This window comes from Streptomyces sp. SID5464 (assembly GCF_009862985.1).
Taxonomy (GTDB): domain Bacteria; phylum Actinomycetota; class Actinomycetes; order Streptomycetales; family Streptomycetaceae; genus Streptomyces; species Streptomyces chartreusis_D.
Genome location: NZ_WWIQ01000071.1, coordinates 204258 through 228398, shown reverse-complemented (window position 1 = coordinate 228398; position 24141 = coordinate 204258). Strand labels below are relative to the sequence as shown.

At 71.9% G+C, this 24141-nt stretch carries 27 protein-coding genes and 1 pseudogene; 20 read left to right on the top strand and 8 right to left on the bottom strand.

Going from position 1 to position 24141, the window contains the following annotated elements:
- Nucleotides 1–2 precede the first annotated feature (2 nt).
- The 4 genes from GTY47_RS33755 to GTY47_RS33740 are packed head-to-tail and all read left to right on the top strand — an operon-like array spanning nt 3 to nt 4129.
- A complete protein-coding gene (locus tag GTY47_RS33755; RefSeq protein ID WP_010043138.1) occupies nt 3–977 on the top strand; it encodes a sugar ABC transporter permease in 975 nt (324 codons plus the stop codon).
- 8 nt (nt 978–985) lie between these two features.
- The gene (locus tag GTY47_RS33750; RefSeq protein ID WP_029181392.1) at nt 986–1825 is read left to right on the top strand and encodes a carbohydrate ABC transporter permease; all 840 of its coding nucleotides are present in this window, start codon (nt 986–988) and stop codon (nt 1823–1825) included.
- A 29-nt stretch (nt 1826–1854) separates the two neighbouring features.
- On the top strand, nt 1855–3213 hold the full coding sequence (locus tag GTY47_RS33745) for a GH1 family beta-glucosidase (RefSeq protein ID WP_010043132.1): 1359 nt from the start codon (nt 1855–1857) through the stop codon (nt 3211–3213).
- 52 nt (nt 3214–3265) lie between these two features.
- Nucleotides 3266–4129 carry an alpha/beta hydrolase gene (locus GTY47_RS33740; protein ID WP_010043131.1) on the top strand — a complete coding sequence of 288 codons (864 nt, stop codon included), beginning with the start codon at nt 3266–3268 and terminating at the stop codon, nt 4127–4129.
- Here GTY47_RS33740 and GTY47_RS33735 read toward each other — a convergent pair.
- On the bottom strand, nt 4116–4508 hold the full coding sequence (locus GTY47_RS33735) for an SCO5389 family protein (RefSeq protein ID WP_010043130.1): 393 nt from the start codon (nt 4506–4508) through the stop codon (nt 4116–4118). The two genes, GTY47_RS33740 and GTY47_RS33735, sit on opposite strands and share 14 nt — an antisense overlap.
- A gap of 52 nt (nt 4509–4560) precedes the next feature.
- Nucleotides 4561–5520, bottom strand: coding sequence for an ATP-binding protein (locus GTY47_RS33730; RefSeq protein ID WP_010043128.1), 960 nt, complete (start codon nt 5518–5520; stop codon nt 4561–4563).
- A 154-nt stretch (nt 5521–5674) separates the two neighbouring features.
- On the opposite strand from GTY47_RS33730, the gene GTY47_RS33725 reads away from it, so the two are divergent.
- Nucleotides 5675–7189: an ABC transporter substrate-binding protein gene (locus GTY47_RS33725; RefSeq protein ID WP_086012552.1), complete on the top strand. Its 1515-nt coding sequence runs from the start codon at nt 5675–5677 to the stop codon at nt 7187–7189.
- Between the two features lie 9 nt (nt 7190–7198).
- Here the strand turns inward: GTY47_RS33725 and GTY47_RS33720 are convergent, their stop codons facing one another.
- Complete coding sequence (locus GTY47_RS33720) at nt 7199–7600, bottom strand: RidA family protein (protein WP_010043122.1); 402 nt, start codon at nt 7598–7600, stop codon at nt 7199–7201.
- 128 nt (nt 7601–7728) lie between these two features.
- Between GTY47_RS33720 and GTY47_RS33715 the strand changes: the two genes are divergently transcribed.
- A complete protein-coding gene (locus GTY47_RS33715; protein ID WP_010043120.1) occupies nt 7729–8109 on the top strand; it encodes a helix-turn-helix domain-containing protein in 381 nt (126 codons plus the stop codon).
- Between the two features lie 12 nt (nt 8110–8121).
- On the opposite strand, the gene GTY47_RS33710 is transcribed toward GTY47_RS33715, so the two are convergent.
- Nucleotides 8122–8883, bottom strand: coding sequence for a CDP-alcohol phosphatidyltransferase family protein (locus tag GTY47_RS33710; protein WP_010043119.1), 762 nt, complete (start codon nt 8881–8883; stop codon nt 8122–8124).
- Between the two features lie 108 nt (nt 8884–8991).
- Between GTY47_RS33710 and GTY47_RS33705 the strand changes: the two genes are divergently transcribed.
- From GTY47_RS33705 to GTY47_RS41750, 6 genes and pseudogenes are all read left to right on the top strand, one after another.
- Nucleotides 8992–9972, top strand: coding sequence for a zinc-binding alcohol dehydrogenase (locus GTY47_RS33705; protein WP_010043118.1), 981 nt, complete (start codon nt 8992–8994; stop codon nt 9970–9972).
- A gap of 113 nt (nt 9973–10085) precedes the next feature.
- The gene (locus GTY47_RS33700) at nt 10086–10484 is read left to right on the top strand and encodes a 6-carboxytetrahydropterin synthase (RefSeq protein ID WP_010043117.1); all 399 of its coding nucleotides are present in this window, start codon (nt 10086–10088) and stop codon (nt 10482–10484) included.
- Nucleotides 10481–11686 (top strand): glycosyltransferase family 4 protein, encoded by a 1206-nt coding sequence (locus GTY47_RS33695; protein WP_010043116.1) that lies wholly within the window; start codon nt 10481–10483, stop codon nt 11684–11686. Before GTY47_RS33700 ends, GTY47_RS33695 begins: the two co-directional genes overlap by 4 nt.
- On the top strand, nt 11683–12651 hold the full coding sequence (locus GTY47_RS33690) for a class I SAM-dependent methyltransferase (protein WP_010043113.1): 969 nt from the start codon (nt 11683–11685) through the stop codon (nt 12649–12651). Before GTY47_RS33695 ends, GTY47_RS33690 begins: the two co-directional genes overlap by 4 nt.
- The gene (locus GTY47_RS41755; RefSeq protein WP_267880846.1) at nt 12648–13256 is read left to right on the top strand and encodes a lysylphosphatidylglycerol synthase transmembrane domain-containing protein; all 609 of its coding nucleotides are present in this window, start codon (nt 12648–12650) and stop codon (nt 13254–13256) included. Before GTY47_RS33690 ends, GTY47_RS41755 begins: the two co-directional genes overlap by 4 nt.
- Nucleotides 13241–13729 (top strand): annotated as a pseudogene (locus tag GTY47_RS41750) (lysylphosphatidylglycerol synthase domain-containing protein); the annotation flags it as partial. The gene GTY47_RS41755 and the pseudogene GTY47_RS41750, both read left to right, overlap by 16 nt.
- Before the next feature lie 155 nt (nt 13730–13884).
- On the opposite strand, the gene GTY47_RS33680 reads toward GTY47_RS41750, so the two are convergent.
- The gene (locus GTY47_RS33680) at nt 13885–14613 is read right to left on the bottom strand and encodes a creatininase family protein (protein ID WP_010043112.1); all 729 of its coding nucleotides are present in this window, start codon (nt 14611–14613) and stop codon (nt 13885–13887) included.
- Between the two features lie 41 nt (nt 14614–14654).
- Between GTY47_RS33680 and ribA the strand changes: the two genes are divergently transcribed.
- The 3 genes from ribA (at nt 14655) to GTY47_RS33665 (ending at nt 17675) form a co-directional block, all read left to right on the top strand.
- Nucleotides 14655–15314: a GTP cyclohydrolase II gene (gene ribA / locus GTY47_RS33675; RefSeq protein WP_029181391.1), complete on the top strand. Its 660-nt coding sequence runs from the start codon at nt 14655–14657 to the stop codon at nt 15312–15314.
- 152 nt (nt 15315–15466) lie between these two features.
- Nucleotides 15467–16528, top strand: a complete 1062-nt coding sequence (locus GTY47_RS33670) for a saccharopine dehydrogenase (RefSeq protein ID WP_010043110.1) — start codon at nt 15467–15469, stop codon at nt 16526–16528.
- Complete coding sequence (locus tag GTY47_RS33665; protein ID WP_010043108.1) at nt 16518–17675, top strand: saccharopine dehydrogenase family protein; 1158 nt, start codon at nt 16518–16520, stop codon at nt 17673–17675. The genes GTY47_RS33670 and GTY47_RS33665 overlap by 11 nt, the downstream gene beginning before the upstream one ends.
- A gap of 6 nt (nt 17676–17681) precedes the next feature.
- Here the strand turns inward: GTY47_RS33665 and GTY47_RS33660 are convergent, their stop codons facing one another.
- Nucleotides 17682–18914, bottom strand: coding sequence for a serine hydrolase domain-containing protein (locus tag GTY47_RS33660; protein ID WP_010043106.1), 1233 nt, complete (start codon nt 18912–18914; stop codon nt 17682–17684).
- A gap of 146 nt (nt 18915–19060) precedes the next feature.
- Between GTY47_RS33660 and GTY47_RS33655 the strand changes: the two genes are divergently transcribed.
- The 3 genes from GTY47_RS33655 (at nt 19061) to GTY47_RS33645 (ending at nt 20255) form a co-directional block, all read left to right on the top strand.
- Nucleotides 19061–19354, top strand: a complete 294-nt coding sequence (locus tag GTY47_RS33655) for a metalloregulator ArsR/SmtB family transcription factor (RefSeq protein ID WP_010043104.1) — start codon at nt 19061–19063, stop codon at nt 19352–19354.
- Complete coding sequence (locus tag GTY47_RS33650) at nt 19351–19740, top strand: VOC family protein (RefSeq protein ID WP_010043103.1); 390 nt, start codon at nt 19351–19353, stop codon at nt 19738–19740. The genes GTY47_RS33655 and GTY47_RS33650 overlap by 4 nt, the downstream gene beginning before the upstream one ends.
- Before the next feature lie 104 nt (nt 19741–19844).
- Nucleotides 19845–20255, top strand: a complete 411-nt coding sequence (locus GTY47_RS33645; RefSeq protein ID WP_010043098.1) for a VOC family protein — start codon at nt 19845–19847, stop codon at nt 20253–20255.
- A 73-nt stretch (nt 20256–20328) separates the two neighbouring features.
- On the opposite strand, the gene GTY47_RS33640 is transcribed toward GTY47_RS33645, so the two are convergent.
- Together GTY47_RS33640 and GTY47_RS33635 are read right to left on the bottom strand one after the other, a co-directional pair.
- Nucleotides 20329–21690, bottom strand: a complete 1362-nt coding sequence (locus tag GTY47_RS33640) for an MFS transporter (protein ID WP_010043095.1) — start codon at nt 21688–21690, stop codon at nt 20329–20331.
- A 177-nt stretch (nt 21691–21867) separates the two neighbouring features.
- On the bottom strand, nt 21868–22539 hold the full coding sequence (locus tag GTY47_RS33635) for a TetR/AcrR family transcriptional regulator (RefSeq protein WP_010043091.1): 672 nt from the start codon (nt 22537–22539) through the stop codon (nt 21868–21870).
- Between the two features lie 141 nt (nt 22540–22680).
- Here GTY47_RS33635 and GTY47_RS33630 point away from each other — a divergent pair, with 141 nt between their 5' ends.
- Together GTY47_RS33630 and GTY47_RS33625 are read left to right on the top strand one after the other, a co-directional pair.
- Nucleotides 22681–23556, top strand: a complete 876-nt coding sequence (locus tag GTY47_RS33630) for a shikimate dehydrogenase (RefSeq protein ID WP_010043090.1) — start codon at nt 22681–22683, stop codon at nt 23554–23556.
- A gap of 17 nt (nt 23557–23573) precedes the next feature.
- A partial coding sequence (locus GTY47_RS33625; protein WP_010043088.1) for a sugar phosphate isomerase/epimerase family protein occupies nt 23574–24141 on the top strand: 568 nt, incomplete at its 3' end.

The window sequence follows — 24141 nt, the reverse complement described above, 5'->3', positions numbered from 1 at the left end:
ACATGACCACCACGGTTGACGCCGGCACGCCGCCGGTCCACAACAGCTCGCCCGGTGCGGCGCCGCGCACCCCCCGCCGCCGCGCCGGCCTGCCCTACCTGCTGCTCCTGCCCGCCCTGCTCCTCGAACTCCTCGTCCACCTGGTGCCGATGGCCATCGGCATCGTCATGAGCTTCAAGGAGCTCACACAGTTCTACATCCGCGACTGGGGCGCCGCCCCCTGGTCCGCCCTCGACAACTACCAGGTGTCGGTGGACTTCGACGCCCCCGTCGGCGAGGCCCTGCTCCACTCCTTCCTCGTCACCGTCGCCTTCACCCTGCTGTCGGTGGGACTGTGCTGGCTCATCGGCACGGCCGCGGCGATCTGCATGCAGGACACCTTCCGGGGCCGCGGCCTGCTGAGGGCCCTGTTCCTCGTCCCCTACGCCCTGCCCGTCTACACGGCCGTCATCACCTGGGTCTTCATGTTCCAGCACGACAACGGCCTGGTGAACCACGTCCTGCACGACCAGCTGGGCCTCACCGGCAAGCCGTCCTTCTGGCTCATCGGCGACAACAGCTTCATCGCGCTGCTGACCGTGTCCGTGTGGAAGGGCTGGCCGTTCGCCTTCCTCATCGTCACGGCCGGTCTCCAGAACATCCCGCGCGAACTGTACGAGGCGGCCGCTCTGGACGGCGCGGGCATCCGGCAGCAGATCCGCCGCATCACCCTGCCGTCCCTGCGCCCCGTCAACCAGGTCCTGGTCCTCGTCCTGTTCCTCTGGACGTTCAACGACTTCAACACGCCGTTCGTCCTGTTCGGCAGGACCGCCCCGGAGGCCGCCGACCTGGTCTCGGTGCACATCTACCAGGCGTCCTTCGTCACCTGGAACTTCGGCACCGGCTCCGCGATGTCCGTCCTCCTGCTGCTCTTCCTGCTGCTGGTGACGGGCGGGTACCTGGCGCTCACCTCGCGCGGACGGAGGACCGCATCATGAGTTCGCCCCTGGCCCCGCCGCGGTCCTTCCTGTGGTCCCGGCGCATCTTCCTCACCCTGCTGACGGGCTTCGTCCTCGTCCCGGTCTACGTCATGGTCTCCAGCTCGCTGAAGCCCCTGGCGGACGTCACGGGCACGTTCCGCTGGCTGCCGAGCGAGCTGACGGTCCGCCCGTACATCGACATCTGGTCGACGGTCCCGCTCGCGCGCTACTTCGTCAACTCCCTCGTCGTGGCGGGCGCGGCGACGGTCTGCTCGGTGGTGATCGCGGTCTTCTCCGCCTACGCCGTCAGCCGCTACGACTTCCGCGGCAAACGGGTCTTCACGGTCACCGTCCTGTCGACGCAGATGTTCCCCGGCATCCTCTTCCTCCTGCCGCTGTTCCTCATCTACGTCAACATCGGCAACGCCACCGGCATCGCCCTGTTCGGCTCGCGCGGCGGCCTGATCCTCACGTACCTGACGTTCTCCCTGCCGTTCTCGATCTGGATGCTGATCGGCTACTTCGACTCGGTGCCGCGCGATCTGGACGAGGCGGCGCTGGTCGACGGGTGCGGCCCGCTCGGCGCGTTGTTCCGGATCGTCGTCCCGGCGGCGGTCCCCGGCATCGTCGCGGTGGCCGTCTACGCCTTCATGACCGCCTGGGGCGAGGTCCTGTTCGCCTCGGTGATGACCAACGACACCACCCGCACCCTCGCCGTCGGCCTCCAGGGCTACTCCACCCTCAATGACGTGTACTGGAACCAGATCATGGCCGCCTCGCTGGTCGTCAGCGTCCCCGTGGTCGCGGGCTTCCTGCTGCTCCAGCGCTACCTCGTCGCCGGCCTGACGGCGGGAGCCGTCAAGTGACCGACTCACCCGTTCACGAAGGGACTTCCGTGACCATCGACCTCGCCGCACTCCCGCACGACTTCCTGTGGGGCACGGCCACCTCGGCGTACCAGATCGAGGGAGCGGTGGCGGAGGACGGCCGCGCACCGTCGATCTGGGACACCTTCTCGCACACCCCGGGGAAGACCGCCGGCGGCGACCACGGCGACACCGCCTGCGACCACTACCACCGCTGGCGCGAGGACATCGACCTGATGCGCCGGCTGGGGGTGAACGCCTACCGCCTGTCGATCGCCTGGCCGCGCGTCGTCCCGGACGGCGACGGCCCGGTCAACGCCAAGGGCCTGGCCTTCTACGACGAGCTGATCGACGGTCTGCTGGACGCCGGCATCACCCCGTCCGTCACCCTCTACCACTGGGACCTGCCGCAGGCGCTCCAGGACCGGGGCGGCTGGCCGGAGCGCGACACGGCCTTCGCCTTCGCCGACTACGTCTCGGTCGTGGCGGAGCGCCTCGGCGACCGCGTCACCCACTGGGCCACCCTCAACGAGCCCCTCTGCTCGGCGTGGATCGGCCACCTGGAGGGCACGATGGCACCCGGCTGGACGGACCTGACCGCCGCCGTCCGCGCCTCCTACCACCTGCTGTTCGGCCACGGCCTGGCGGTCCGCGCCGTCAGGGCGGCGGCCCCGGGAGCCCTTATCGGCATCGTCAACAACCTCTCCACCATCCACGCCGCCACCGACCGCCCGGAGGACCTCGCCGCCGCCCACCGCATGGACGGCCACACCAACCGCTGGTGGCTCGACCCGGTGCACGGCCGCGGCTTCCCGGCCGACATGCGCGAGGCCTACGGCGTCGAACTCCCGGAAGAGCCCGGCGACTCGGCAGCCATCGCCGCGCCCCTGGACTGGCTGGGCCTGAACTACTACTTCCCGCAGACCGTCGCCGACGACCCGGACGGTCCGGCACCGTACGCCCGGGCCGTGCGGCGCGAGGGCGTCCCGCGCACCGGCATGGACTGGGAGATCGACGCGAGCGGCATCGAGACGCTGCTGCTGCGGCTGACGCAGGACTACGGGGCGCGCCGGCTGTACGTCACCGAGAACGGCTCGGCCTTCCCCGACGCCGTCCGCCCCGACGGCACGGTCGACGACCCCGAGCGGCAGGACTACCTGCTGCGACACCTCGCGGCCTGCGCCTCCGCCGCCCGCAAGGGCGCCCCGCTGGCCGGCTACTTCGCCTGGTCCCTGCTGGACAACTTCGAGTGGGCGTACGGCTACGACAAGCGGTTCGGCCTGGTCCACGTCGACTACGCGACGCAGCGGCGCACGATCAAGGGCACGGGCCACCGGTACGCGGAGGTCGTCCGAACCCATCGGAGTCAGGCACGCAGAGCTGCCTGACCCACGGATATCCAGTTGTCCCCGGCCTCCGCCCCCTGCCAATCTCGCGATCATGCCTGCCTTCACCGCTCCCGACGGCACCACCCTCGCCTACCACGTGACGGGGGACGGCCCGCCCCTGGTCTGTCTCCCCGGTGGTCCGATGCAGGACTCGGTCTATCTGGGCGATCTGGGCGGCCTGACCGCCCACCGCACCCTCATCCGGCTCGACCTCAGGGGGACCGGGCGGTCGGCGGTGCCGCGGGACACGGCGTCGTACCGTTGTGACCGGCAGGTCGCCGATGTCGAGGCGCTGCGTGAGGAGCTGGGCCTGGAGCGGCTGGATCTGCTCGCGCACTCCGCCGGTGCCAATCTGGCCGCGCTGTACACGGCCCGCCATCCGGACCGGGTGGACCGGCTCGCCCTGATCACGCCCAGCGTCTTCGCCGTCGGCCTCGGCATCACCGCCGAGGACCGCCTGGAGACGGCACGCCTGCGCCGGGACGAACCCTGGTTCGCCCCGGCGCAGGCGTCCCTGGAGGCCATCACGGCCGGCCGGGCGACGGCCGACGACTGGGACGCCGTCGCCCCGTTCTGGTACGGCCGGTGGGACGATGAGGCCCGGGCCCTCCGCGCGGCGGAGCAGCGACAGCGCAACGACGAAGCCGCCGCTCACTACGCCTCGGAGGGCGCCTTCGACCCCGATGGCACCCGCAGCGCCCTCGCCGCGTTTCCCTCACCGGTGCTCGTCCTCGCCGGGGAGTACGACGTGGCGGCGCCTGCGCGCGTGATGAAGGAGTACGCGGGGCTGTGCCCGAACGCCGAGCCGGCCGTGCAGAAGGGGGCGGGGCACTTTCCTTGGCTGGACGATCGGGGGCTGTTCGTAGCGGCCGTGATGGCCTTTCTGGATGAGGGCGGGAGCGTCAGCAGTCCCTGAACTCCGGTGACTGGTTCAGGATCTGGGAGCGGGCGGAGGTGAAGCGGGTGTGCGTCTCGCCGTCGCGCGCCTCCGGGCGGAACGCCGCGACGCGGTGGCAGTTCTGGAAGGCCAGGGTGATGCCGAAGTGGCGTTCCAGGCTGGTGCGGATCGCGTCGCTGGCCAGGGCGCGCAGGAGTTGGCCGCGTTCCTGTTCCGAGGGGGGAGGGGTCTGGTTGTCGGTGAACTCGGCCTTGCCGTCGTGGAGGTCGGTGGCGAGGGAGGCGATCAGGTCGTAGGCGTAGGGGAGGGACGTGCGGACCGTGTCCACGAAGTCCTCCTCGCCGATGTCGCCCTGCTCGGCTGCGGCGAGGAGTTTCGGGGAGACGTCGAGGGACATGGGGAGTGTCGTCCTGTCTGGTCGGGGGTGGCGGGAGAGAGGCCGGAGGGGGTCAGGTGGTGGGCGGGGTGCCCGGGGTGTAGTCCGGGTCGACCTGGGCGGCCAGGTCCTCGCCCGTGCGGGCGTCCGCCCATGCATGGGCGTTGCGCAGGTGGAACTCGACGGCGTGGCGGTGGAGCCGGTCCCAGTCGCGGGGGTGGGAGTCGACGGCCTCGCGGAGGATCGTGAGTGCGTGGCGGTTGTGCGGCTCCAAAGACGCCAGTGTGTCCGGGCCGCCCTCGGTCCGGCCCTGTTCGGCCGCGCGGACCCAGGGGGAGTGGATCAGGTAGGTCAGGAGGTCGTCCCCGACCTGGTCCTTGAGGAAGAGGAGGTCGTCCTCGCCCGTCACCTTGTTGCCGACGACGGCGATGCGGATGCCGAACTGTTCGGCGTGGTCGCGGTACTGCCGGTAGACCGAGACGCCCTTGCGGGTGGGCTCGGCCACCAGGAAGGTGATGTCGAAGCGGGTGAACAGGCCCGAGGCGAAGGCGTCCGCGCCCGCCGTCATGTCGACCACGACGTACTCGCCGGGTCCGTCGACCAGGTGGCCGAGGTACAACTCGACCGCGCCCAGTTTGGAGTGGTAGCAGGCCACGCCCAGGTCGGAATCGTCGAACTCGCCCGTGACCATGAGCGGGACGCCGCCTGCCCGGCCGACGTGCCGGGCGTGCAGTTCGTCGTCGCCGAGTGGGCGCAGGAGACGGGAACCGCGTCCCGGGGGAGTCGTTTTGATCATCGCCTCGCGGGAGGTGATGCGTGGGTTCGTGCCGCGCAGGAAGTCCTTGATGTCGGCCAGGTGCTCGCCGAGGGGCGGGGCGGACTTCTCCTCCTCGCCGAGCGCCTCGGCCAGGTGCTGGTTGATGTCGCCGTCGATGGCGAGGACCGGAGCGCCGGAGCGCGCCAGGTGGCGGGAGAAGAGCGCCGACAGCGTGGTCTTGCCGCTGCCGCCCTTGCCGACGAACGCGACCCTCACGACCGCTCCACCTTTTTGAAAATGGATGTCATGTGGTTAGGTTTAGGGAGTGATCGTCGCCGCTGTCAAATCGCCTGTTCCATATGGGGGTTGGGTGCGGTGGGCGGATGGCGGCCCCCCGGCCGGCCGCCGGGGCGCGCTTGATGCATATGCTGTGCAAGTGCGTGTGTTGAGCATCAAGCGTCCCGTCCGGTTCCTCGCCGCCCTCGTCCTCGTCCCGGCCCTGGCCGGCTGTTTCGCCTCCCCCGGCGGGGAGTCGTCGTCGGACGGCGGGCAGCCGGGCTCGCGGCTGCGCGTCGCCCTCGCCTTCCCGCCCGCCGAGAACTTCTCGCCGTACGGAGCCGATGCCACGCTCCTCAGCCGGCTCGGTGTCACCGAGGGGCTGACCGCCCTGGACGCCAACGGTGCCGCGGCCCCCGCGCTCGCCGAGTCCTGGCGCCGCGAGAACGACCGCACTTGGCGGTTCACCCTGCGCGAGGCAACCTTCCAGGACGGCACGGACGTCACCCCGTCCGCCGTGGCCGACGCGCTGACCCGCGCCACGAAGGCCAAGCCCGTGCCCGCCGCCCTCGCCGGTGTCACCCTCGACGCCGAGCCCGACGGCAGCCGCGGCATCCGTATCACCACCGCCGCGGCCGATCCCGTCCTGCCCATGCGCCTGTCCAGCCCGGGCCTGGCGATCCTCTCCCCGAAGGCGTACGAGCAGCAGGGCGCCCCCACGCCCGTCGGCACCGCCACCGGGCCCTTCGAGATCACCGAGGTCACCAGCGGCGGCTCCGCCGCCCTCGACCGCTTCGACGACTACTGGGGCGGCCGCGCCCACGCCTCGGGCATCGACGCACGCTTCGTCAAGGACGGCACCGCGCGCGCCAACGCGGTGCGCACCGGCGACGTCGACATCGCCGAGGCGATCCCCGTCGCCCAGGCCGCCACCCTCGACAAGGCGACCCTGAAGGAAGCCGGCACCACCCGGACGACCAGCCTTCACCTCAACACCAGGACCGGCCCCTTCAAGGACCCGGAGCTGCGCGCGGCCGCGCGCACGGCCATCGACTCCTCCGTCATCGTCAAGGGCGTCTTCGAGGGGTACGCCGACCCCGGAGCGGGCATCTACGGACCCGCCGTCACCTGGGCCGAGAGCAAGCGGGTGACGCCGACCGGGCGCGCGGACGCCGCCCGGCCCGACGGTACGCGGATCACCCTCGCCACCTACGACAACCGGCCCGAACTCCCCGAGGCCGCCCAGGTCGTACAACAGCAGCTCGAAAAGGCGGGCTTCACGGTCGAGCTGGAAGTCCGCGAGTACTCACGGCTGGAGAGCGACGCGCTGGCCGGGAAGTTCGACGCGTTCATCGGTGCCCGCAACAGCCTGCTGGACACCGGCGACCCGGTCGGCATCCTCGCCGGTGACTACACCTGCGACGGCGGCTACAACCTGGCCCTGCTGTGCGACGAGAACGTCGACCGGGCCGTGCAGAAGGCCGACGGCACCGACGGCACGGGCGAGCGGCAGGACGCGGCCATGGCCGCCGAGGCCGCGATCCTCCGCACGGACGCGGTCGTGCCGCTGGCCCACCAGCGGATCATCGCCGGCGTCTCCACCAAGGTCCGGGGCGTCGTCCTCGACCCGTACGAACGGACCCTGGTGGGCGCCGGGACGCGCCGCTGACCGACCGCTTCAGGCGGGCAGCTTCGTGTCGATCACGCAGCTGATCTCGACGGCCTGCCCGGGGAAGGTGAGTTCGGTGACGCCCAGGGCCGTGCTGACCGGGCGGTGGGCGCCGAAGTAGGCCCGGTTGCCCTCGGCCACCGCGTCGGCGTTCTTCACCAGGTCCACCACGTACAGCGTCTGGGAGACGATCTGGTTGCGCGTGACGCCGTAATGGGCCAGCACCTTGTCGATGTTGGCGTAGGTCCCCGCCAGCTGAGCGGCGATGTCGTCCTCGGGGCGGAAAACGCCCGCCTCGTCGAACGAGAGCTGTCCCGAGACGTGGATCAGATCGCCGGACCTGATGGCCTGCGCATAGCCGAAGTGGCTCTCTGCCGGGATGGCGTGGTCGTAGACATCGATCGTGGTCATGGTTCCCGTTCCCGTCCTTCTGTTTCTTCTGTCGAGCGCGAACCCGCGCTCTCTTGCGGTTACTCGGGAACTGTAAGAGAGTGACCGGCGACCTGGAAGAACGCACTTTTCAGTGACTGGGGAACCAGATGGTGACCAAGCAGTTGAGGGACCTGCCGGAGAACGCGGACCTGCGGCGGGCCGACTCCCTGGCGCGGGAGATCTTCTCGGACGTGGCCAACAAGTGGGCGCTGCTGATCATCGAGGCCCTCGGCGAACGCACCCTGCGCTTCAGCGAGTTGCGGGACGAGGTCGAGGGCGTCAGCCACAAGATGCTCACCCAGAACCTGCGGATGCTGGAGCGCAACGGCCTGGTCGACCGGAAGGTGCACCCCACCGTGCCGCCGAAGGTCGAGTACACGCTCACCGAACCGGGCCGGGCCCTGCGCGCCACGGTCGACCTGATCTGCGGCTGGACCCACCAGTACCTCGGGCACATCGAGTCGGCGCGCGGCCGGTTCGACGCCTGACCGGCCAGGGCGTCAGCTCGCGACCAGTTCCCGCACCTGCCGCCGGGCGGAGGTCGCCGAGACCCGCGAGGTCCGGTACAGCCACAGCACATCACGTCCGAACGACCACACCAGCAGACCCAGGGCCAGGGCCGCGACCCCGAAGTTGACCGCGTACGGCAGCAGGTCGGCGCCCGCCAGCAGCAGGAGCACGCCCTGGAGTGCCGCGACCGTCTTGCGTGCGGTGCTCGGCGGGAGCGCGGCGGTCAGCCAGGGCCAGAGCCGGGCGGCGGCGACGAAGACGTACCGCATCCCGCCGATCAGCAGCACCCACGGGCCCAGTTCCATCGACACGTACACGCTCAGCACCAGGATCAGGAACGCGTCGACCTCCATGTCGAAGCGCGCGCCCAGCGGGGTCGAGGTGCCCGTGCGGCGGGCGACCTTGCCGTCGATGCCGTCGAGGATCAGGGCCACCGCCGTCAGGCCGACCAACAGGGACACGGGCGGCGAGCTCTGGAAGGAGTCCGCGACCAGCGCGGTGACCCCGCCGACGAGGGTGGCCCGGCCGAGGGTGACCCGGTTCGCCGCGCCGAACGAGCGCAGCCGGGAGCGGTGCAGGGCCCGGGAGAGCACCGCCCAGGTGGCGATCGCGAACGCGAGGCCGGTCAGCCAGCCCGCCGGGCCCATCCCGATCGCCGTACCGATCAGGGCCAGCAGCAGGATCTGCACGCCCGCCCCCACGGCGGTCTCCTGCTGTACGAGCCTCGCGTCGTAAGTGTTGTTCAGGGCCACCGAACACCCTCCGGCCGTGTGACAGAGTCGATCAACGCCGCTACCTTGTGCGCGGCCTGTGCACCCCTCGGTACGCAAGCGACTTCCCGATCGTTCAGGAGGACTTCGATGGAGCACACCGGACGTGCGTTCTGGATCGCCTCGCCCGGGCGGGGCGGCATCCGGGACGTCACCCTGCCGGACCCCGGCGAGGGCGAGGTGCTGGTCCGCACACTCTTCTCCGGCGTGAGCCGTGGCACGGAGACGCTGGTCTTCCGCGGCGGCGTGCCCGCCAGCCAGCGTACGGCCATGCGGGCGCCGTTCCAGGAGGGGGACTTCCCGGGCCCGGTGAAGTACGGCTACCTCAACGTCGGGGTGGTGGAGGAAGGGCCCGAGTCGCTCACCGGCCGTACGGTGTTCTGCCTCTACCCGCACCAGACCCGGTACGTCGTCCCGGCGAGCGCCGTCACGCCCGTACCCGACTCGGTGCCGGCCGAACGGGCCGTGCTCGCGGGGACCGTGGAGACCGCCGTCAACGCCCTGTGGGACGCCGCGCCCCTGGTCGGCGACCGGATCGCCGTCGTCGGCGGGGGCATGGTCGGCTGCTCGGTGGCCGCACTGCTCGCCCGGTTCCCAGGCGTCCGCGTCCAGTTGGTCGACGCCGACCCCGGCCGGGCCGGCATCGCCAAGGCCCTGGGCGTCGGCTTCGCCTCCCCGCAGGACGCCCTCGGCGAATGCGACCTGGTCGTCCACGCCAGCGCCACCGAGCAGGGCCTCGCCAGGTCCCTGGAACTCCTCACCGCCGAAGGGACCGTGCTGGAACTGAGCTGGTACGGCGACCGGCAGGTGAGCCTGCCGCTCGGCGAGGCCTTCCACTCCCGGCGGCTCGTCATCCGCTCCAGCCAGGTCGGCACCGTCTCCCCGGCCCGGCCGAACCGCACCTACGCCGACCGGCTCGCCCTCGCCCTCGATCTGCTCGCCGACCCGGCCCTCGACGCCCTCGTCACCGGCGAGTCCGCCTTCGAGGACCTGCCGGACGTGCTGCCGAAGCTCGCCTCCGGCGAGATCCCCGCGCTGTGCCACCGCGTCCGCTACGACGAGAGCGCCTGACCTGAGAAAAGACGTACCGGAGACTGAACAGGGGAAGGCAGACAGCCGTACTACTCGGCATCCCCGGCAGCCATAGCGGGGGAGCAGACGCGCCGCACCTGGAGGGTCGTCCGTTGTTCAGCATCACCGTCCGCGATCACATCATGATCGCCCACAGCTTCCGTGGCGAAGTCTTCGGACCGGCCCAGCGCCTGCACGGGGCCACGTTCCTCGTGGACGCCACGTTCCGGCGCGAACAGCTGGACGAGGACAACATCGTCGTCGACATCGGTCTGGCGACCCAGGAACTCGGGGCGGTGGTCAGCGAGCTGAACTACCGCAACCTCGACAACGAGCCCGACTTCGCCGGTGTCAACACGTCCACGGAGTTCCTCGCCAAGGTCATCGCCGACCGGCTCGCCGAGCGCATCCACAAGGGCGCGCTGGGCGAGGGCGCCAAGGGCATCGCGGGCCTGACCGTCACGCTGCACGAGTCGCACATCGCCTGGGCGAGTTACGAGCGTGCGCTGTGACCGACACGACGATCGAACGGCCCGAGCAGACCGGACCGGCACCGGCGCGGCTGAACTACGTTCCCGTGCAGCACGCCGTCCTGAAGAACGCCGAGATCATCCCCATGTCCCTGCGCACCGTGCACTTCGTGCTGCCGGGCGGCGTCGACGACCCGACGACGCCGAGCGGCGGCAACGCCTACGACCGGCGCGTGTGCCTGGACCTGCCCGGCTTCGGCTGGCAGGTGACCAAGCACGCCGTGGCCGGTGACTGGCCCCGGCCGGCGGCGGCGGCCCGTACGGAACTCGCCCGCGCCCTGAGCGGCCTGCCCGACGGCGCCGTCGTCCTGCTCGACGGGCTGGTCGCCTGCGGCGTCCCGGAGATCGTCGTGCCGGAGGCGGAACGATTGCGCATGGCCGTTCTCGTCCACCTCCCGCTCGGCGACGAGACCGGGCTCGACCCGGCCGTGGCCGCCGAACTCGACGCCAGGGAACGGGCGGTGCTGCGGGCGGTACCGGCGGTGGTCGCCACCAGCGACTGGGCCGTCCGCCGGCTGGTCGCCCACCACGGCCTTCCCCCCGAGCGGGTGCACGTCGCGGCCCCCGGTGCCGACATCGCGCCGCTCGCGCCCGGCACCGACGGTGTCTCACGGCTGCTGTGCGTGGCCGCCGTGACCCCGCGCAAGGGACAGCACCGGCTGGTGGAGGCGCTGGCCACGGTGACCGACCTGCCGTGGAGCTGTGTGTGCGTCGGCAGTCTCACCCAGGACCCGGAGTACGTCGCCCATCTGCGGTCCCTCATCGCCGAGCACGGCCTTCAGGACCGGCTGGAGCTGGCGGGCCCGCAGTCCGGCGCCGCACTCGACGCCAGTTACGCCACCGCCGACCTGATGGTCCTCACCTCCTACGCCGAGACGTACGGCATGGCCGTGACCGAGGCACTGGCGCGCGGCATCCCGGTCATGGCCACGGACGTCGGCGGGCTCCCCGAGGCGGTCGGCCGCGCCCCCGACGGTGGCGTGCCCGGCATCCTCGTCCCGCCGGAGAACTCCGCCGCCATCGCCGCGGAGCTGCGCTGCTGGTTCGGCGAGGCGGACGTACGCCGTCGCCTCAAGGCCGCAGCCCGCGGCCGCCGCGCCGCCCTCGGCGGCTGGGCGACGACCGCACAGAGCCTGGCGGCCGTGCTGCGCCGGCTCCCGACCGACCCCCGGAGGGCCGCATGACGAACCCGGCGACGACCCACCAGAGCGGGACGATCCCGGCCCGGCCGGTGGACACCGTGATCCCGGGTGCCGGTCCCAGCGGGCATCCCGGTGTGCGGCCCACCGTGAAGTTGCGTGAGGCCGACCCGGACGACCCGCCCCGTTACGCGCCCGAGTGGCTGCAGTTGCGGGAGCCGGCCGATGCCGCCGCGCGGGCGCACGATCTGCTCGACCCGCTGCGCATCCGGCTCGCCAACCTGCCGGGCAAGTCCGGCGGTGTCGTCATCCACGACCTCGGGTGCGGTACCGGCTCGATGGGCCGCTGGCTCGCCCCCTGCCTGGACGGCCCGCAGCACTGGATCCTGCACGACCGCGACCCGTATCTGCTGCACTTCGCCGCCGTCGCCTCCCCGCGCTCGGCGGCCGACGGCAGCCGGGTCACCGTGGAGACGCGGCGCGGTGACGTCGCCCGCCTCACCCCGGACGCCCTGCACGGCGCGTCCCTGGTGACGGCGTCCGCACTGCTGGACGTCCTCACCCGCGAGGAGGTCGAGACCCTCGCCGCCGCCTGCGCCGGAGCCGGCTGCCCCGCCCTGCTCACTCTCTCCGTCGCAGGCCGGGTGGAACTGACGCCGTCCCATCCGCTGGACTCGGAGATCGCCCAGGCGTTCAACGACCACCAGCGCCGCGACGGTCTGCTCGGTCCGGACGCGGTGGCGGCGGCGACCGAGGCCTTCTCCGAGCACGGCGCGACGGTACGGCTGCTTCCGAGCCCCTGGCGGCTCGGCCCCGAGCAGGCCGCGCTCACCGAGCAGTGGCTGCGCGGCTGGGTCGGCGCCGCCGTCGAGCAGCGCCCCGACCTGCGCGCCCGCGCCGACGCCTATCTGGCCGAACGCCTGGCCGACTGCGCCGCGGGCCGGTTGCGCGTCACCGTCCACCACACCGACCTCCTGGCCCTGAGCCGCCCGGCGGGCGGAGCGTCATGAGCCCGCAGGCGACGGGAACGACGGCGGTGCCCCGGGGCGCGCTGACGGCGGTGTGGGAGCGGCCGACGTTCGTCGACGCCCAGCGGTTGCCGGACACCGGCGGCGACCCGGGCCCGTCCGGCGGGTCAGCCGGCCCCGGCGCGGACACGATCGGCTCCGATGCCCTGTGCGCCGACGCCCCGGAGCCTGCACACCCGCGCGGCGGCGATGCCGCCGCCTCGTCGCCCCGTCGCCCGATCCGTACCGCCCTCGCCCGCCTCGGCTCCCCCAAGGTCCGTACGCATCTCGGCACCCTCGCCGGCGTCCTCATCCTCGGCATACTGCTCTGGCGGCTCGGCACCGGCGTCTTCCTGGACGGGCTGGGCCGGATCGACACCGCGTCGGTGCTGCTCGCGCTCGGGATCGGACTCGTCACCACCGTGTTCAGCGCGTGGCGCTGGGCGCTCGTGGCACGGAGCCTCAGGATCCGGCTGCCCTTCGGGCCGGCCGTCGCCGACTACTACCGGGCGCTGTTCCTGAACGCGGCGCTGCCCGGCGGTGTGCTCGGCGACGTGCACCGGGCGGTACGGCACGGGCAGAGCGAGGGGATGTGCGGCGGGGCGTGAAGGCCGTCGTCCTCGAACGGGCCGCCGGACAGATCGCATTGTGCGCCGTGGGGGCCGTGGTCCTGCTGACCATGCCGTCCCCGGTGCTGGCCCAGGCCCGGCACATCGCCCCGCTCGCGGCCCTGGCCGCACTCGGCGCAGTCGCCGTCGTCCTCGCCGTGCGCATGAACCGGGCGGCGCCCTCCAGCCGGGGCCGGGCGCTGCGCACCGTACTCGCCGAGGCCCGCGAGGGGTTGCTGTCCCGCTGCAACGGGCCCGGGGTCGTCGTCTCCTCCGTGGTCGTCCTGGCCGGCTACGTCGCCATGTTCGTCCTCGCCGCCCGCGTCGCCGGAGCCGCCGCCTCCGTGGCCGTGCTGGTGCCGCTCGCGGTACTCGCGCTGCTGGCCATGGGCCTGCCGCTGAACGTCGGCGGCTGGGGACCGAGGGAGGGCGTCACGGCCTGGGCGTTCGGCGCCGCGGGCCTGGGCGCCGGCCGGGGACTCGCCGTCGCGGTCGTCTACGGGGTGCTCAGCCTCGTGGCCAGCCTGCCCGGCCTGATCGTGCTCGTCGCCCGCTGGTACGCGGGCCTGCGTGCCGGGCCCCGGTCCGCTTCACCGGCCCCTGGACCCGGCCCCGCCACCGTGTCCGGCTACGCGTCGGAGGTCAGCAGCGAGAAATACGCCCCGAAGGAATCCGCCAGGCTCGCCAGGAGTTCCTTCCCTTTTTCCGCCGAACCCAGCGAAGGACGGCCGATGACACCGGAATCGGTATAGCCGGACATGCCGAGTGTGAGCAGATGACGCCGGTCGTCAGCGACGAAATCGGACGTCTCATAACCGGGTCGGAGCATTTCGGGATGAGCGTGCAGAAGGATGGAGGTCTCTATTTCCCCCGCGTGCATGTCGGTGAGCAGCGAGGCGACCACACCCGCCCGCTCGCGCGCCGCCTCCCAGTCCTCCGGGGCCGGGAACAGTGCCATCCGCTCGCCGCGGGCGGAGGATTCCTGAACGACGTTGCCCAGTACGTAGTTTCCGCCGTGCCCGTTGACCACCACCAGGGCGTCGACGCCGGACCGGCTCAGCGAAGCCGCTATGTCCCGTACCACCGCATGAAGGGTCACCGAGGAGATGCTCACGGTCCCCGGCCAGGCCGCGTGCTCGTGCGAGCAGGAGATCGTCACCGGAGGAAGGAGGTGCACCGGGTACGCGCCGGCTATCTCCCGCGCGACGGCACAGGCGACGAGCGTGTCGGTCGCCAGCGGAAGATACGGACCGTGCTGCTCGAAGCTCCCCACGGGAAGCACCGCGACCTGCCGTGAGACACCGGCGCCCCGCGTCCGTACGTCTTCCGTGGTGTCCGCCGGCACCAGATCACTCATCACGTCACGGCCTTTCGTCTCTGCTTAGGAACTCGAGAATCATGACAGAAAAAATTGGCATACTCGGCAAGAAGTCACCGCAGCGGACCGGCGTGGAACGCGTTGTGAATGCGCCCTTGCCCACCGTCTACGGGAAATTCCAGGCGGTCGGCTACCTCGACCACGACCGCGGTGACGAACAAGTGGCGCTGGTCTACGGCGACCTCGGCACGGACGACGTGCTCATCCGGCTGCATTCGGAGTGCCTGACCGGCGACGCCTTCGGCTCCCAGCACTGCGAGTGCGGCGACCAGCTCGACGCCGCCCTGCGCGCGGTCGTCGCCGAGGGCGCCGGTGTCGTCGTCTACCTCAGAGGGCATGAAGGCCGCGGCATCGGCCTGCTCGCCAAGCTGCGCGCGATGGCCCTCCAGGCGGAGGGCCTGGACACCGTCGAGGCCAACCTCGCCCTCGGCCTGCCGGTGGACGCCCGCGACTACGGGGTGGCCGCCCGGATCCTGGAGGACCTGGGCGTCAAGTCCGTCCGCCTGATGTCCAACAACCCGCGCAAGCGCGAGGCGCTGGTGGACCACGGCATCGAGGTCGCCGAGCAGGTGCCGCTGCTGATCCCGCCGTGCGAGAACAACATCACCTACCTGCGGACCAAGCGGGAGCGCCTCGACCACCACCTGCCCCACCTCGACGCGGTGGTCAGCTCCTCCTGAGAGGCCGGGGCGGGTTCGGGTGTCCCGCGACGTGACCTGGGCGCAGTCGTACGCGACCCGCGGACGGGCCGCGTACGCTTCGTGGACGTCCGCCCCTTGAGCGTCGGCCCTCAGTCAGCGGCCGACGCCTCACGTCCGGAGGCCCACCTGGTATGACCGAGCTCCATCTGTGGCTGCGCCACGAGGCCCGAACGACCGAGCGACGCACACCGGTCGTGCCCGACGACGCCCGGCGGCTCGTCGAGAACGGAGTGGCACTGACCGTCGAGGACTCCCCGCAGCGGGTCTACCCGATCGAGGAGTACGAGGCGGCCGGCTGCCGCGTCGCCCCCGCGGGCTCCTGGGTGTCGGCCCCGCGGGACGCCGTCGTGCTGGGCCTGAAGGAACTGCCCGAGGAACCGGCCGAGCTGACGCACCGGCACATCTTCTTCGGCCACGCCTACAAGGGCCAGCCCGGGGCGGCCGGCCTGCTGCGCCGGTTCGCCGCCGGGGGCGGGGCGCTGTTCGACCTGGAGTACCTGGTCGACGACAGCGGGCGGCGCCTCGCCGCGTTCGGGTTCTGGGCCGGCTACCTGGGCGCGGCCCTCGCGGTGCTCCAGCACCGGGGCCGGTTGCGGGCACCTCTGACGCCCACGACGAAGGAGGCACTGGACGAGACGCTGCAGCCCGGGGCGGCCGACGCCGGGTTCACCGGCCTGGTCATCGGTGCCCTGGGCCGCAGCGGCCGCGGTGCCCGCGCCGCCTTCGCCACCGCCGGGGTCGACCCGACCTGCTGGGACCTCGCCGAGACCCGGGACCTGGACCGCCGTGCCCTGCTGGGCCACGACGTGATGGTCAACGCGGTGCTCGCCACCACCCCCGTCCCGCCCTTCCTCCGCGAGCAGGACCTCGACACCCCGGACCGCCGCCTGCGCACCCTGTGCGACGTGACGTGCGACGTGGGCTCCCCGCTCAACGTCCTTCCGGTGTACGACGAGACCACCGACTGGGACGAGCCCGTCCGCCGGCTGTGCGAGGAACCCCCGCTCGACCTGATCGCCATCGACAACCTGCCCTCCCTGCTGCCGCTGGAGTCCAGTGCCGACTTCTCGGCCGCCCTCCTGCCCCACCTGCTCGACTTCGGCGTCACCGGGCCCTGGGGACGCTGTCTGGACCGGTTCCGTCGGGCATACCGTGAACACGGCCTCGAAGAGGGGGAGATCCTTGACCACTGACCTGGTACCCGCGAGCGGCACCGTCCACTGGATCGGCGCCGGCCTGTCCACGGGCAGCGGCCTGGCCGCGCTGTGCGACACCGCCGAGCGCGTACGGCTCTGGCACCGCACCGAGAGCCGCGCGGCCGACGCCCTGGACCGGCTGGGCCTCGCCGGACGGGCCGAGCCCCGCGCGTACACGCTGCCCGCCCTCGCCGCCGAACTGGCGCCCGGCGACGTCGTGGTGTCCATGCTGCCCGCGCCGGAGCACGCGCCGCTGCTCGGCGAGTGCGTCCGGCTCGGGGCGCACTTCGCCTGCTCCAGCTACGTGTCCCAGGCGGTCCTCGAGCAGGTGCCCGCCGCCGAGAAGGCCGGGGTCGTCGTCCTCACCGAGGCCGGGCTGGACCCGGGCATCGACCACCTCTTCGCCCACGCCCTCGTCGCCCGGGCCCGGGAGGCGATCGGCGACGAGACACCCGCCTCGTACACCCTCACGTCGTACTGCGGTGGCGTCCCGGCCGTCCCGAACGACTTCACGTACCGCTTCAGCTGGGCACCGGCCGGTGTCCTCAACGCCCTGCGCTCCCCGGCCCGTTACATCGAGGGCGGCGCCGAGACGGTCGCCGACCGCCCGTGGGAGGCGACCCGGCGGCACGTCCTCGACGGGGAGACCTTCGAGGTCTACCCCAACCGCGACAGCGTCCCCTTCGTCGAGCAGTACGGACTGCCGGACGCCTGGGCACCGCGCACCTTCGTACGCGGCACCCTGCGACTGGAGGGCTGGCTGCGCGCCTGGGACGGCGTCTTCGAGGAGCTGAAGAGGGGCGACGACGCGCGGATCACCGCCCTGGCCCAGGAGCTGGCCGCCGCCTACCCCACCACGGACGACGACCGCGACCGGGTCGTCCTCGCCGTGTCGCTGGACGTCCGGGCCGAGACCGGGCGGTCCTGGGCGGGCGGATACCTCCTGGACCTGGTGGGCGACGAGCGGGAGAGCGCGATGGCCCGCTGCGTCTCGCGCACACTCGCCCTGGGCGTCCGCCACGTCCTGGCCGGCTCGCTGCCGCCGGGCCTGAACCGGGCCGCCGAGACGGCGGCCCGGTCCGGACAGTGGCTGCGGGAACTCGCCCGGGACGGCGTCGAGTTCACGCTCCGCGTCGACCAGTAGCGGGGGTCAGTCCGACACGGCCTCGTGGACGAACCTCTTGAGGTCGCGGAACACCGTGTGGGAGGACCTGGGCCGCACCTGCGTCATGAACTGCACCGTCAGGTCACGGCCCGGGTCCACCCAGAACGTCGTCGTGGCCACCCCGCTCCAGCCGTAGGCGCCGAGCCCGGAGGGCGCCTGGGTGCGGGACGGGTCGATCACCACGGAGACGCTGAGCCCGAAGCCGACCCCCTCGTTTCCGGGCTCGTCGTGGGCCGGGCGGCTGCCGAAGGCGCGCAGATCGGCGCCGCCGGGCAGGTGGTTGCGGGTCATGAGGTCCACTGTCCCGGGGGCGAGCAGCCGGACGCCGTCGAGCTCGCCCCGGCGGCGCAGCAACTCCATGAAGCGGTGGTAGTCATGGGCGGAGGCCACCATGCCGCCGCTGCCGGACAGGAACCGCGGCCGGCCTCCGCGCAGCGGCAGCCCGGGGATCCGCTCGATGCCGCCGCCCTCCTTCTCCCCGTACATCTCGGAGAGCCGGGGCGCCTGCTCGTCCGTGACGTGGAACCCCGCGTCCGTCATGCCGAGCGGGCCGAAGATCCGCTCGGCGCAGAACACGTCGAGCGGCTGCCCCGACACGACCTCGATGACCCGGCCCAGGACGTTGCTCGCAACCGAATAGTTCCACTGCGTGCCCGGCTCGAACTGCAACGGCAGGCCGGCGTACACCTCGATTGTCTCGGCCAGGTCCGCGCCCGGGGGCACCGACGACTCCAGACCGGCCTCGCGGTACAGGGCGTCCACCGGGTGGGTGTGGTAGAAGCCGAAGGTCAGGCCCGAGGTGTGGGTCATCAGGTGGCGGACGAGTATCGGGCCGGTGGCCGGGCGGGTTCGGACGTCGGCCCCGGAGCCGCCGACGTAGACGCGGGGGTCGGCGAAGGCCGGCAGGTGGTCGGCGACCGGGTCGTCCAGCGACAGCCGGCCTTCCTCGACCAGCAGCAGCGCGGCGACCGCGGTGACCGGCTTCGTCATGGAGTAGACACGCCACAGCGTGTCCGGCTCGACGGGCCGCCCGGCCGCGATGTCGCGCAGGCCGTGCGTCGTGAGGTGGGCGACGCGTCCGGCGCGGGCGACGGACACGAGGAAGCCCGGCAACCTGCCCTCGTCGACGAGACCGGCGAAGTGCCGGTCCATGCGGGCCAGCGCCCCCGGATCCAGCCCGGCCGCACCCGGGTCGACCTCTTGTCGCAGCTGTGCCATCACTCGTCCTCCGTCGCGCTCGTCGAGGTGAGATCCGGCATACCCCGACCGGTCCGCCTCAGACCTCATCCTCGTGCAGGAACCATTCGTGATCGCGCGGCGCACCGGCCTTGATAGGCAAGTGGCTACTTGCCTATCGTTGGGTCATGGCGGAGGATGTCTTCAAGGCGCTGGCCGACCCCACCCGTCGGCGCATCCTGGACGAGCTGGCCGAGCGGGACGGCCAGAGCCTGTTCGAGATCTGTACGCGGCTGGTGACCAAGCACGGTCTGGGGCTGTCGCGCCAGGCGGTGAGCCAGCATCTGGCCGTCCTGGAATCGGCGGGTCTGGTCGTGTCCCGGCGTGAGGGCCGCTACAAGTTCCACGACCTGAACACCACACCCCTTGAGCGCGTCATGACCCGCTGGCTCAAGCCCGACGCACCGGAGGACAACTCATGAGGATCCACATCACCAGCGTCTTCGTCGACGACCAGGACAAGGCCATGCGCTTCTACACCGACGTGCTGGGCTTCGTGAAGAAGCACGACGTCCCCGTGGGCGCGGACCGGTGGCTGACCGTGGTCTCGCCGGAGGACCCCGACGGGACGGAACTCCTCCTCGAACCGTCAGGCCATCCCGCGGTGCAGCCGTACAAGACGGCGCTCGTGGAGGACGGCATCCCGGCCGCGTCCTTCGCCGTGGACGACGTGCGGGCCGAGTTCGAGCGGCTGCGCGGGCTCGGGGTCCGGTTCATCCAGGAGCCGCTGGAGATGGGCAGCATCACCACGGCGGTGCTGGACGACACCTGCGGCAACCTGATCCAGCTCGTGCACGCCAAGGCCTAGTCTCCGGGACCCAGGGCCGATGGCCGATGTCACGCGGCGGCCGGCTCCCTAGGCTGCGAGGCGCATCGCCGTCGTAGACCAGGACGCCACGAGAAGAGGTCGCCATGCCCGTGAACGGTCGCAGCCACATCAGGATCGCCCGCCCCTCCAAGGACCTCTCGGCGGCCGAGCGGTTCTGGCGCGAGGGACTCGGGCTCAGCGTCGTGTGGCGGTCGGAGGGCGGATCCGGACCGGGCCACCACGACCTGCTGATGCTCGGCTGGCCCGACGCCGACTGGCATCTGGAGCTCGTGCACGAGCCCGCCCGGCCGGTGGAGCCCCGCCCCACCGAGGAGGATCTGCTGGTCGTCTACGCCGACGACCCGGTCCCGGACGATCTGGTCGCCCGCTTGGAGCAGCACGGCGGCAAGCGGGTCGCATCCCCCAACCCCTACTGGAACGAGTGGGGCGTCACCATCGAGGACCCCGACGGCTATCGCCTGGTGCTGTGCCGCCGGGCCTGGTCCAACAGCTGAACGACCGGCCCCCCGCACCCGGCCGACCACCCGCCGCCGGGCCCCCGAAGGACCCGGCAGGGGGTGGTCCGGCTCAGGCGGCCGTCACCTTCTCCGGCTCCGCGGTCGCCCGCGCCGGGCGTTCCCCCAGCGCCTGGGTCGGGACCCGGTGCGTCTCGCGAGCCGACAGCGCGGCGATGACCGGCGGCACGCACAGGGCCGCAGTGAACAGGGCCACCGCCGACCAGTCGTCGCCGCCCGGCCCCGCGATCCGCGCGGCGAACGTCACCGCGAAGCCGGCCGCCGCGAAGCCGATCTGCGTGCCGATGGCCACGCCGGACAGCCGGACCCGGGTCGTGAACATCTCGCCGTAGAAGGCGGGCCACACACCGTTCGCGGCGCTGTAGACCACGCCGAAACAGAGGATGCCCAGCAGGAACGTCAGCAGGTACGAGCCGGTGGAGACGGCCCACAGGTAAAGGAACATCGTCACCGCGCTGCCGACCGCGCCGATCAGATACACCGGGCGGCGGCCGATCCGGTCGGAGAGGGTGGCCCACAGCGGGATCGCGGCGAGCGCGACGACGTTGGCCAGGGCCCCCACCCACAGCATGGCGGTGCGCGACATGCCGACCGCGTCGCTCGTGGCGTACGCCAGCGCCCACACCGTGAAGATGGTGCTGACCGAGGCGATGAGCGCGCCCGCGATCACCCGCAGCACGTCCGCCCAGTGCTCGCGCAGCAGCACCACCAGCGGCAGTTTTACGACGCCCGCCCGGGCGGCCTGCTGGGCGAAGGCCGGGGTCTCGTCCAGCTTGCGCCGGATGACCCAGCCGACGACGGCGACCACGACGCTCAGCCAGAACGGCACCCGCCAGCCCCAGGACAGCAGCTGCTCCTCGGGCAGCGCGGAGACCGGCAGGAAGACCAGCGTGGCCAGCAACTGGCCGCCCTGCGTGCCGCTGAGGGTGAAGCTGGTGAAGAAGCCGCGCCGGTCCGGCGGTGCGTGTTCCAGCGTCATGGAGTTGGCGCTGGCCTGTTCGCCCGCCGCCGAGATGCCCTGGAGAACCCGGCACAGCACCAGCAGGACCGGGGCGAGCGTGCCGACCTGGTCCCGGCTCGGCAGACAGCCGATCAGGAACGTCGACAGGCCCATCAGCATCAGCGTGAAGACCATGATCTTCTTGCGGCCGAGCTTGTCGCCGAAGTGCCCGAGCACCAGCGCGCCGACCGGGCGGGCGGCGTACGCGACGCCGAACGTGGCCAGCGACAGCAGGGTCGCGGTGGCCGGGTCGGACTCGTCGAAGAACACCGCGGGGAAGATCAGCGCGGCGGCGCTGCCGTAGATGAAGAAGTCGTAGTACTCCAGCGCGCTGCCGATCCAGGCGGCGGTCGCGGCTTTCCTGGGCTGACCGGGCGGGGCTGCGGCCCCTCGGGGCATGGCGGGGACGGACACGGCGGCTCCTTTGAGGGCTCCACCCTAGGCGGAGTGGACAGAAGGACGAGCGAAGGGGGACGTGCCGGATCGCGGCTAATTAACCCACTGGATAGTTAGTAGGGGTTGGCTAGGGATGCTGCGCCGGTGGGCCGCCGGTGTCAAGGGGTCGTGCGCCAGGTGTCCGGTGCCGGACGCTCAGTCCGCCGCGCGCTCCGCCGTCAGATACGCGATCACCATGTCGCCCAGCATCGTGCGGTAGTGCGCGCGCTGCGCCGGGTCGACCAGGTCACGGCCGAACAGCGCGCCGAAGGTGTGCCGGTTGGAGACCCGGAAGAAGCAGAAGGAGGAGATCATCGCGTGCAGGTCGACGGCGTCGACGTCCGCCGTGAACAGCCCTGACCTGCGGCCTTCCTCCAGGATGCGGCGGATCACGTCCAGGGCGGGGGAGCCGATCCTCCCGAGCATCTCGGAGGCGGCGATGTGCTGGGCCTCGTGGATGTTCTCGATGCTGACCAGGCGGATGAAGTCCGGGTGCTGCTCGTGGTGGTCGAAGGTCACCTCGGCCAGGCGCCGGATGGCCGCCACCGGGTCGAGATGCTCGACGTCGAGCTCCTGCTCGGCCTCGCGGATCACGCCGTAGGCCCGCTCCAGCACGGCCGTGAACAGCTGTTCCTTGCCGCCGAAGTAGTAGTAGATCATCCGCTTCGTGGTGCGGGTGCGGGCGGCGATCTCGTCCACCCGGGCACCGTCGTAGCCGGCCCGGGCGAACTCCTGTGTGGCGACGTCGAGGATCTCGGCCTGGGTGCGGGCGGCGTCACGGATGCGCTCGCGCTCGCCGGGGCGTGCCGGTTCTTCGACGCTGGTCATCAGGTTCCTTCGGGCGGAGGGGCCGGTGCCGGTGATTGTAGAAGCAGGGCCCGTGTCCCACCGGGGGCTTCCCGTGGTCGCACTCGGCTGATATAGCTAACGTACTAGTTCGTACATTAGTGAGCCGCTCGGGAGGACCGTGTGCCCAAGGACTCGTATCTCGTCGGACTGATCGGTTCCGGCATCGGCCCGTCGCTGAGCCCGGCGCTGCACGAGCGGGAGGGCGACCGGCAGGGCCTGCGCCTGCTGTACCGGCTCATCGACATCGACCCGCTCGGGGTGCCGCCCGAGGCGGTGGGCGATCTGGTCCGGGCCGCCCGCGACCTCGGGTTCGACGGGCTCAACATCACGCATCCCTGCAAGCAGCTCGTCATCGAGCACCTGGACGCGCTCGCCCCGCAGGCCGAGGCGCTGGGCGCGGTCAACACCGTCGTCTTCGAGGACGGCCGCGCGGTCGGCCACAACACGGACGTCACCGGCTTCGCCGCGTCCTTCGCACGCGGGCTGCCCGACGCGCCGCTGGAGCGGGTCGTGCAGCTGGGCGCCGGCGGCGCGGGCGCGGCCGTCGCGCACGCCACGCTCACCCTCGGCGCCGAGCGGGTCACGGTCGTGGACGCCCTGCCCGAACGGGCCGCCGCCCTGGCCGACTCCCTGAACCGCGCCTTCGGACGGGGCCGTGCAGACGCCGCGACCCCGGACCGGCAGGCGCGGCTGCTCGCGCACGCCGACGGCATCGTCCACGCCACGCCCACCGGCATGGCGGCCCACCCCGGCCTGCCGCTGCCCGCCGAGCTGCTCCACCCCGGGCTGTGGGTGGCCGAGGTGGTCTACCGCCCGCTGGAGACCGAACTGCTGCGCACCGCCCGCGCGCTGGGCTGCGCCACCCTCGACGGCGGCGGCATGGCCGCCTTCCAGGCCGCCGACGCGTTCCGCCTGTTCACCGGGCGGGAACCCGACGCCGCGCGGATGCTGGCGGACCTGACCGCACTGGCCGGGGCCGTAGGGGCACGCAACTAGAAAAGGGGTACCGACACGTGCGTACGTCCATCGCCACCGTCTCCCTCAGCGGGTCCCTCACCGAGAAGCTCACGGCCGCGGCCCGGGCCGGGTTCGACGGGGTGGAGATCTTCGAGAACGACCTGCTGGCCAGCCCCCTCACCCCCGAGGAGATCCGCGCCCGCTGCGCCGACCTCGGCCTCTCCATCGACCTGTACCAGCCGATGCGGGACATCGAGGCCGTCCCCGAGGACGAGTTCGCCCGGAACCTGCGGCGGGCCCGGCACAAGTTCGACCTGATGCGCAGGCTCGGCACCGACACGGTCCTCGTCTGCTCCAGCGTCTCCCCGCGGGCGGTGGACGACGACGCCCTCGCCGCCGAGCAGCTGAGCCGACTCGCCGACCTCGCCCGGGACTGCGGGGTCCGGGTGGCCTACGAGGCGCTCGCCTGGGGGCGGCACGTCAGTACCTACGACCACGCCTGGCACATCGTCGAGTCGGCCGGCCACCCCGCGCTCGGCACCTGCCTGGACAGCTTCCACATCCTCTCGCGCGGCTCGGACCCCAAGGGCATCGAGGACATCCCCGGCGAGAAGATCTTCTTCC

What these genes read in the sequence shown, in the direction of transcription:
- GTY47_RS33755 (WP_010043138.1), top strand. Translation starts at nt 3, where the DNA reads ATGACCACCACGGTTGACGCCGGCACGCCGCCGGTCCACAACAGCTCG.
- GTY47_RS33740 (WP_010043131.1), top strand. Translation starts at nt 3,266, where the DNA reads ATGCCTGCCTTCACCGCTCCCGACGGCACCACCCTCGCCTACCACGTG.
- GTY47_RS33735 (WP_010043130.1), bottom strand. Translation starts at nt 4,508, where the DNA reads ATGTCCCTCGACGTCTCCCCGAAACTCCTCGCCGCAGCCGAGCAGGGC.
- GTY47_RS33720 (WP_010043122.1), bottom strand. Translation starts at nt 7,600, where the DNA reads ATGACCACGATCGATGTCTACGACCACGCCATCCCGGCAGAGAGCCAC.
- GTY47_RS33715 (WP_010043120.1), top strand. Translation starts at nt 7,729, where the DNA reads ATGGTGACCAAGCAGTTGAGGGACCTGCCGGAGAACGCGGACCTGCGG.
- GTY47_RS33705 (WP_010043118.1), top strand. Translation starts at nt 8,992, where the DNA reads ATGGAGCACACCGGACGTGCGTTCTGGATCGCCTCGCCCGGGCGGGGC.
- GTY47_RS33690 (WP_010043113.1), top strand. Translation starts at nt 11,683, where the DNA reads ATGACGAACCCGGCGACGACCCACCAGAGCGGGACGATCCCGGCCCGG.
- GTY47_RS41755 (WP_267880846.1), top strand. Translation starts at nt 12,648, where the DNA reads ATGAGCCCGCAGGCGACGGGAACGACGGCGGTGCCCCGGGGCGCGCTG.
- GTY47_RS33680 (WP_010043112.1), bottom strand. Translation starts at nt 14,613, where the DNA reads ATGAGTGATCTGGTGCCGGCGGACACCACGGAAGACGTACGGACGCGG.
- ribA (WP_029181391.1), top strand. Translation starts at nt 14,655, where the DNA reads ATGACAGAAAAAATTGGCATACTCGGCAAGAAGTCACCGCAGCGGACC.
- GTY47_RS33670 (WP_010043110.1), top strand. Translation starts at nt 15,467, where the DNA reads ATGACCGAGCTCCATCTGTGGCTGCGCCACGAGGCCCGAACGACCGAG.
- GTY47_RS33660 (WP_010043106.1), bottom strand. Translation starts at nt 18,914, where the DNA reads ATGGCACAGCTGCGACAAGAGGTCGACCCGGGTGCGGCCGGGCTGGAT.
- GTY47_RS33655 (WP_010043104.1), top strand. Translation starts at nt 19,061, where the DNA reads ATGGCGGAGGATGTCTTCAAGGCGCTGGCCGACCCCACCCGTCGGCGC.
- GTY47_RS33650 (WP_010043103.1), top strand. Translation starts at nt 19,351, where the DNA reads ATGAGGATCCACATCACCAGCGTCTTCGTCGACGACCAGGACAAGGCC.
- GTY47_RS33645 (WP_010043098.1), top strand. Translation starts at nt 19,845, where the DNA reads ATGCCCGTGAACGGTCGCAGCCACATCAGGATCGCCCGCCCCTCCAAG.
- GTY47_RS33635 (WP_010043091.1), bottom strand. Translation starts at nt 22,539, where the DNA reads ATGACCAGCGTCGAAGAACCGGCACGCCCCGGCGAGCGCGAGCGCATC.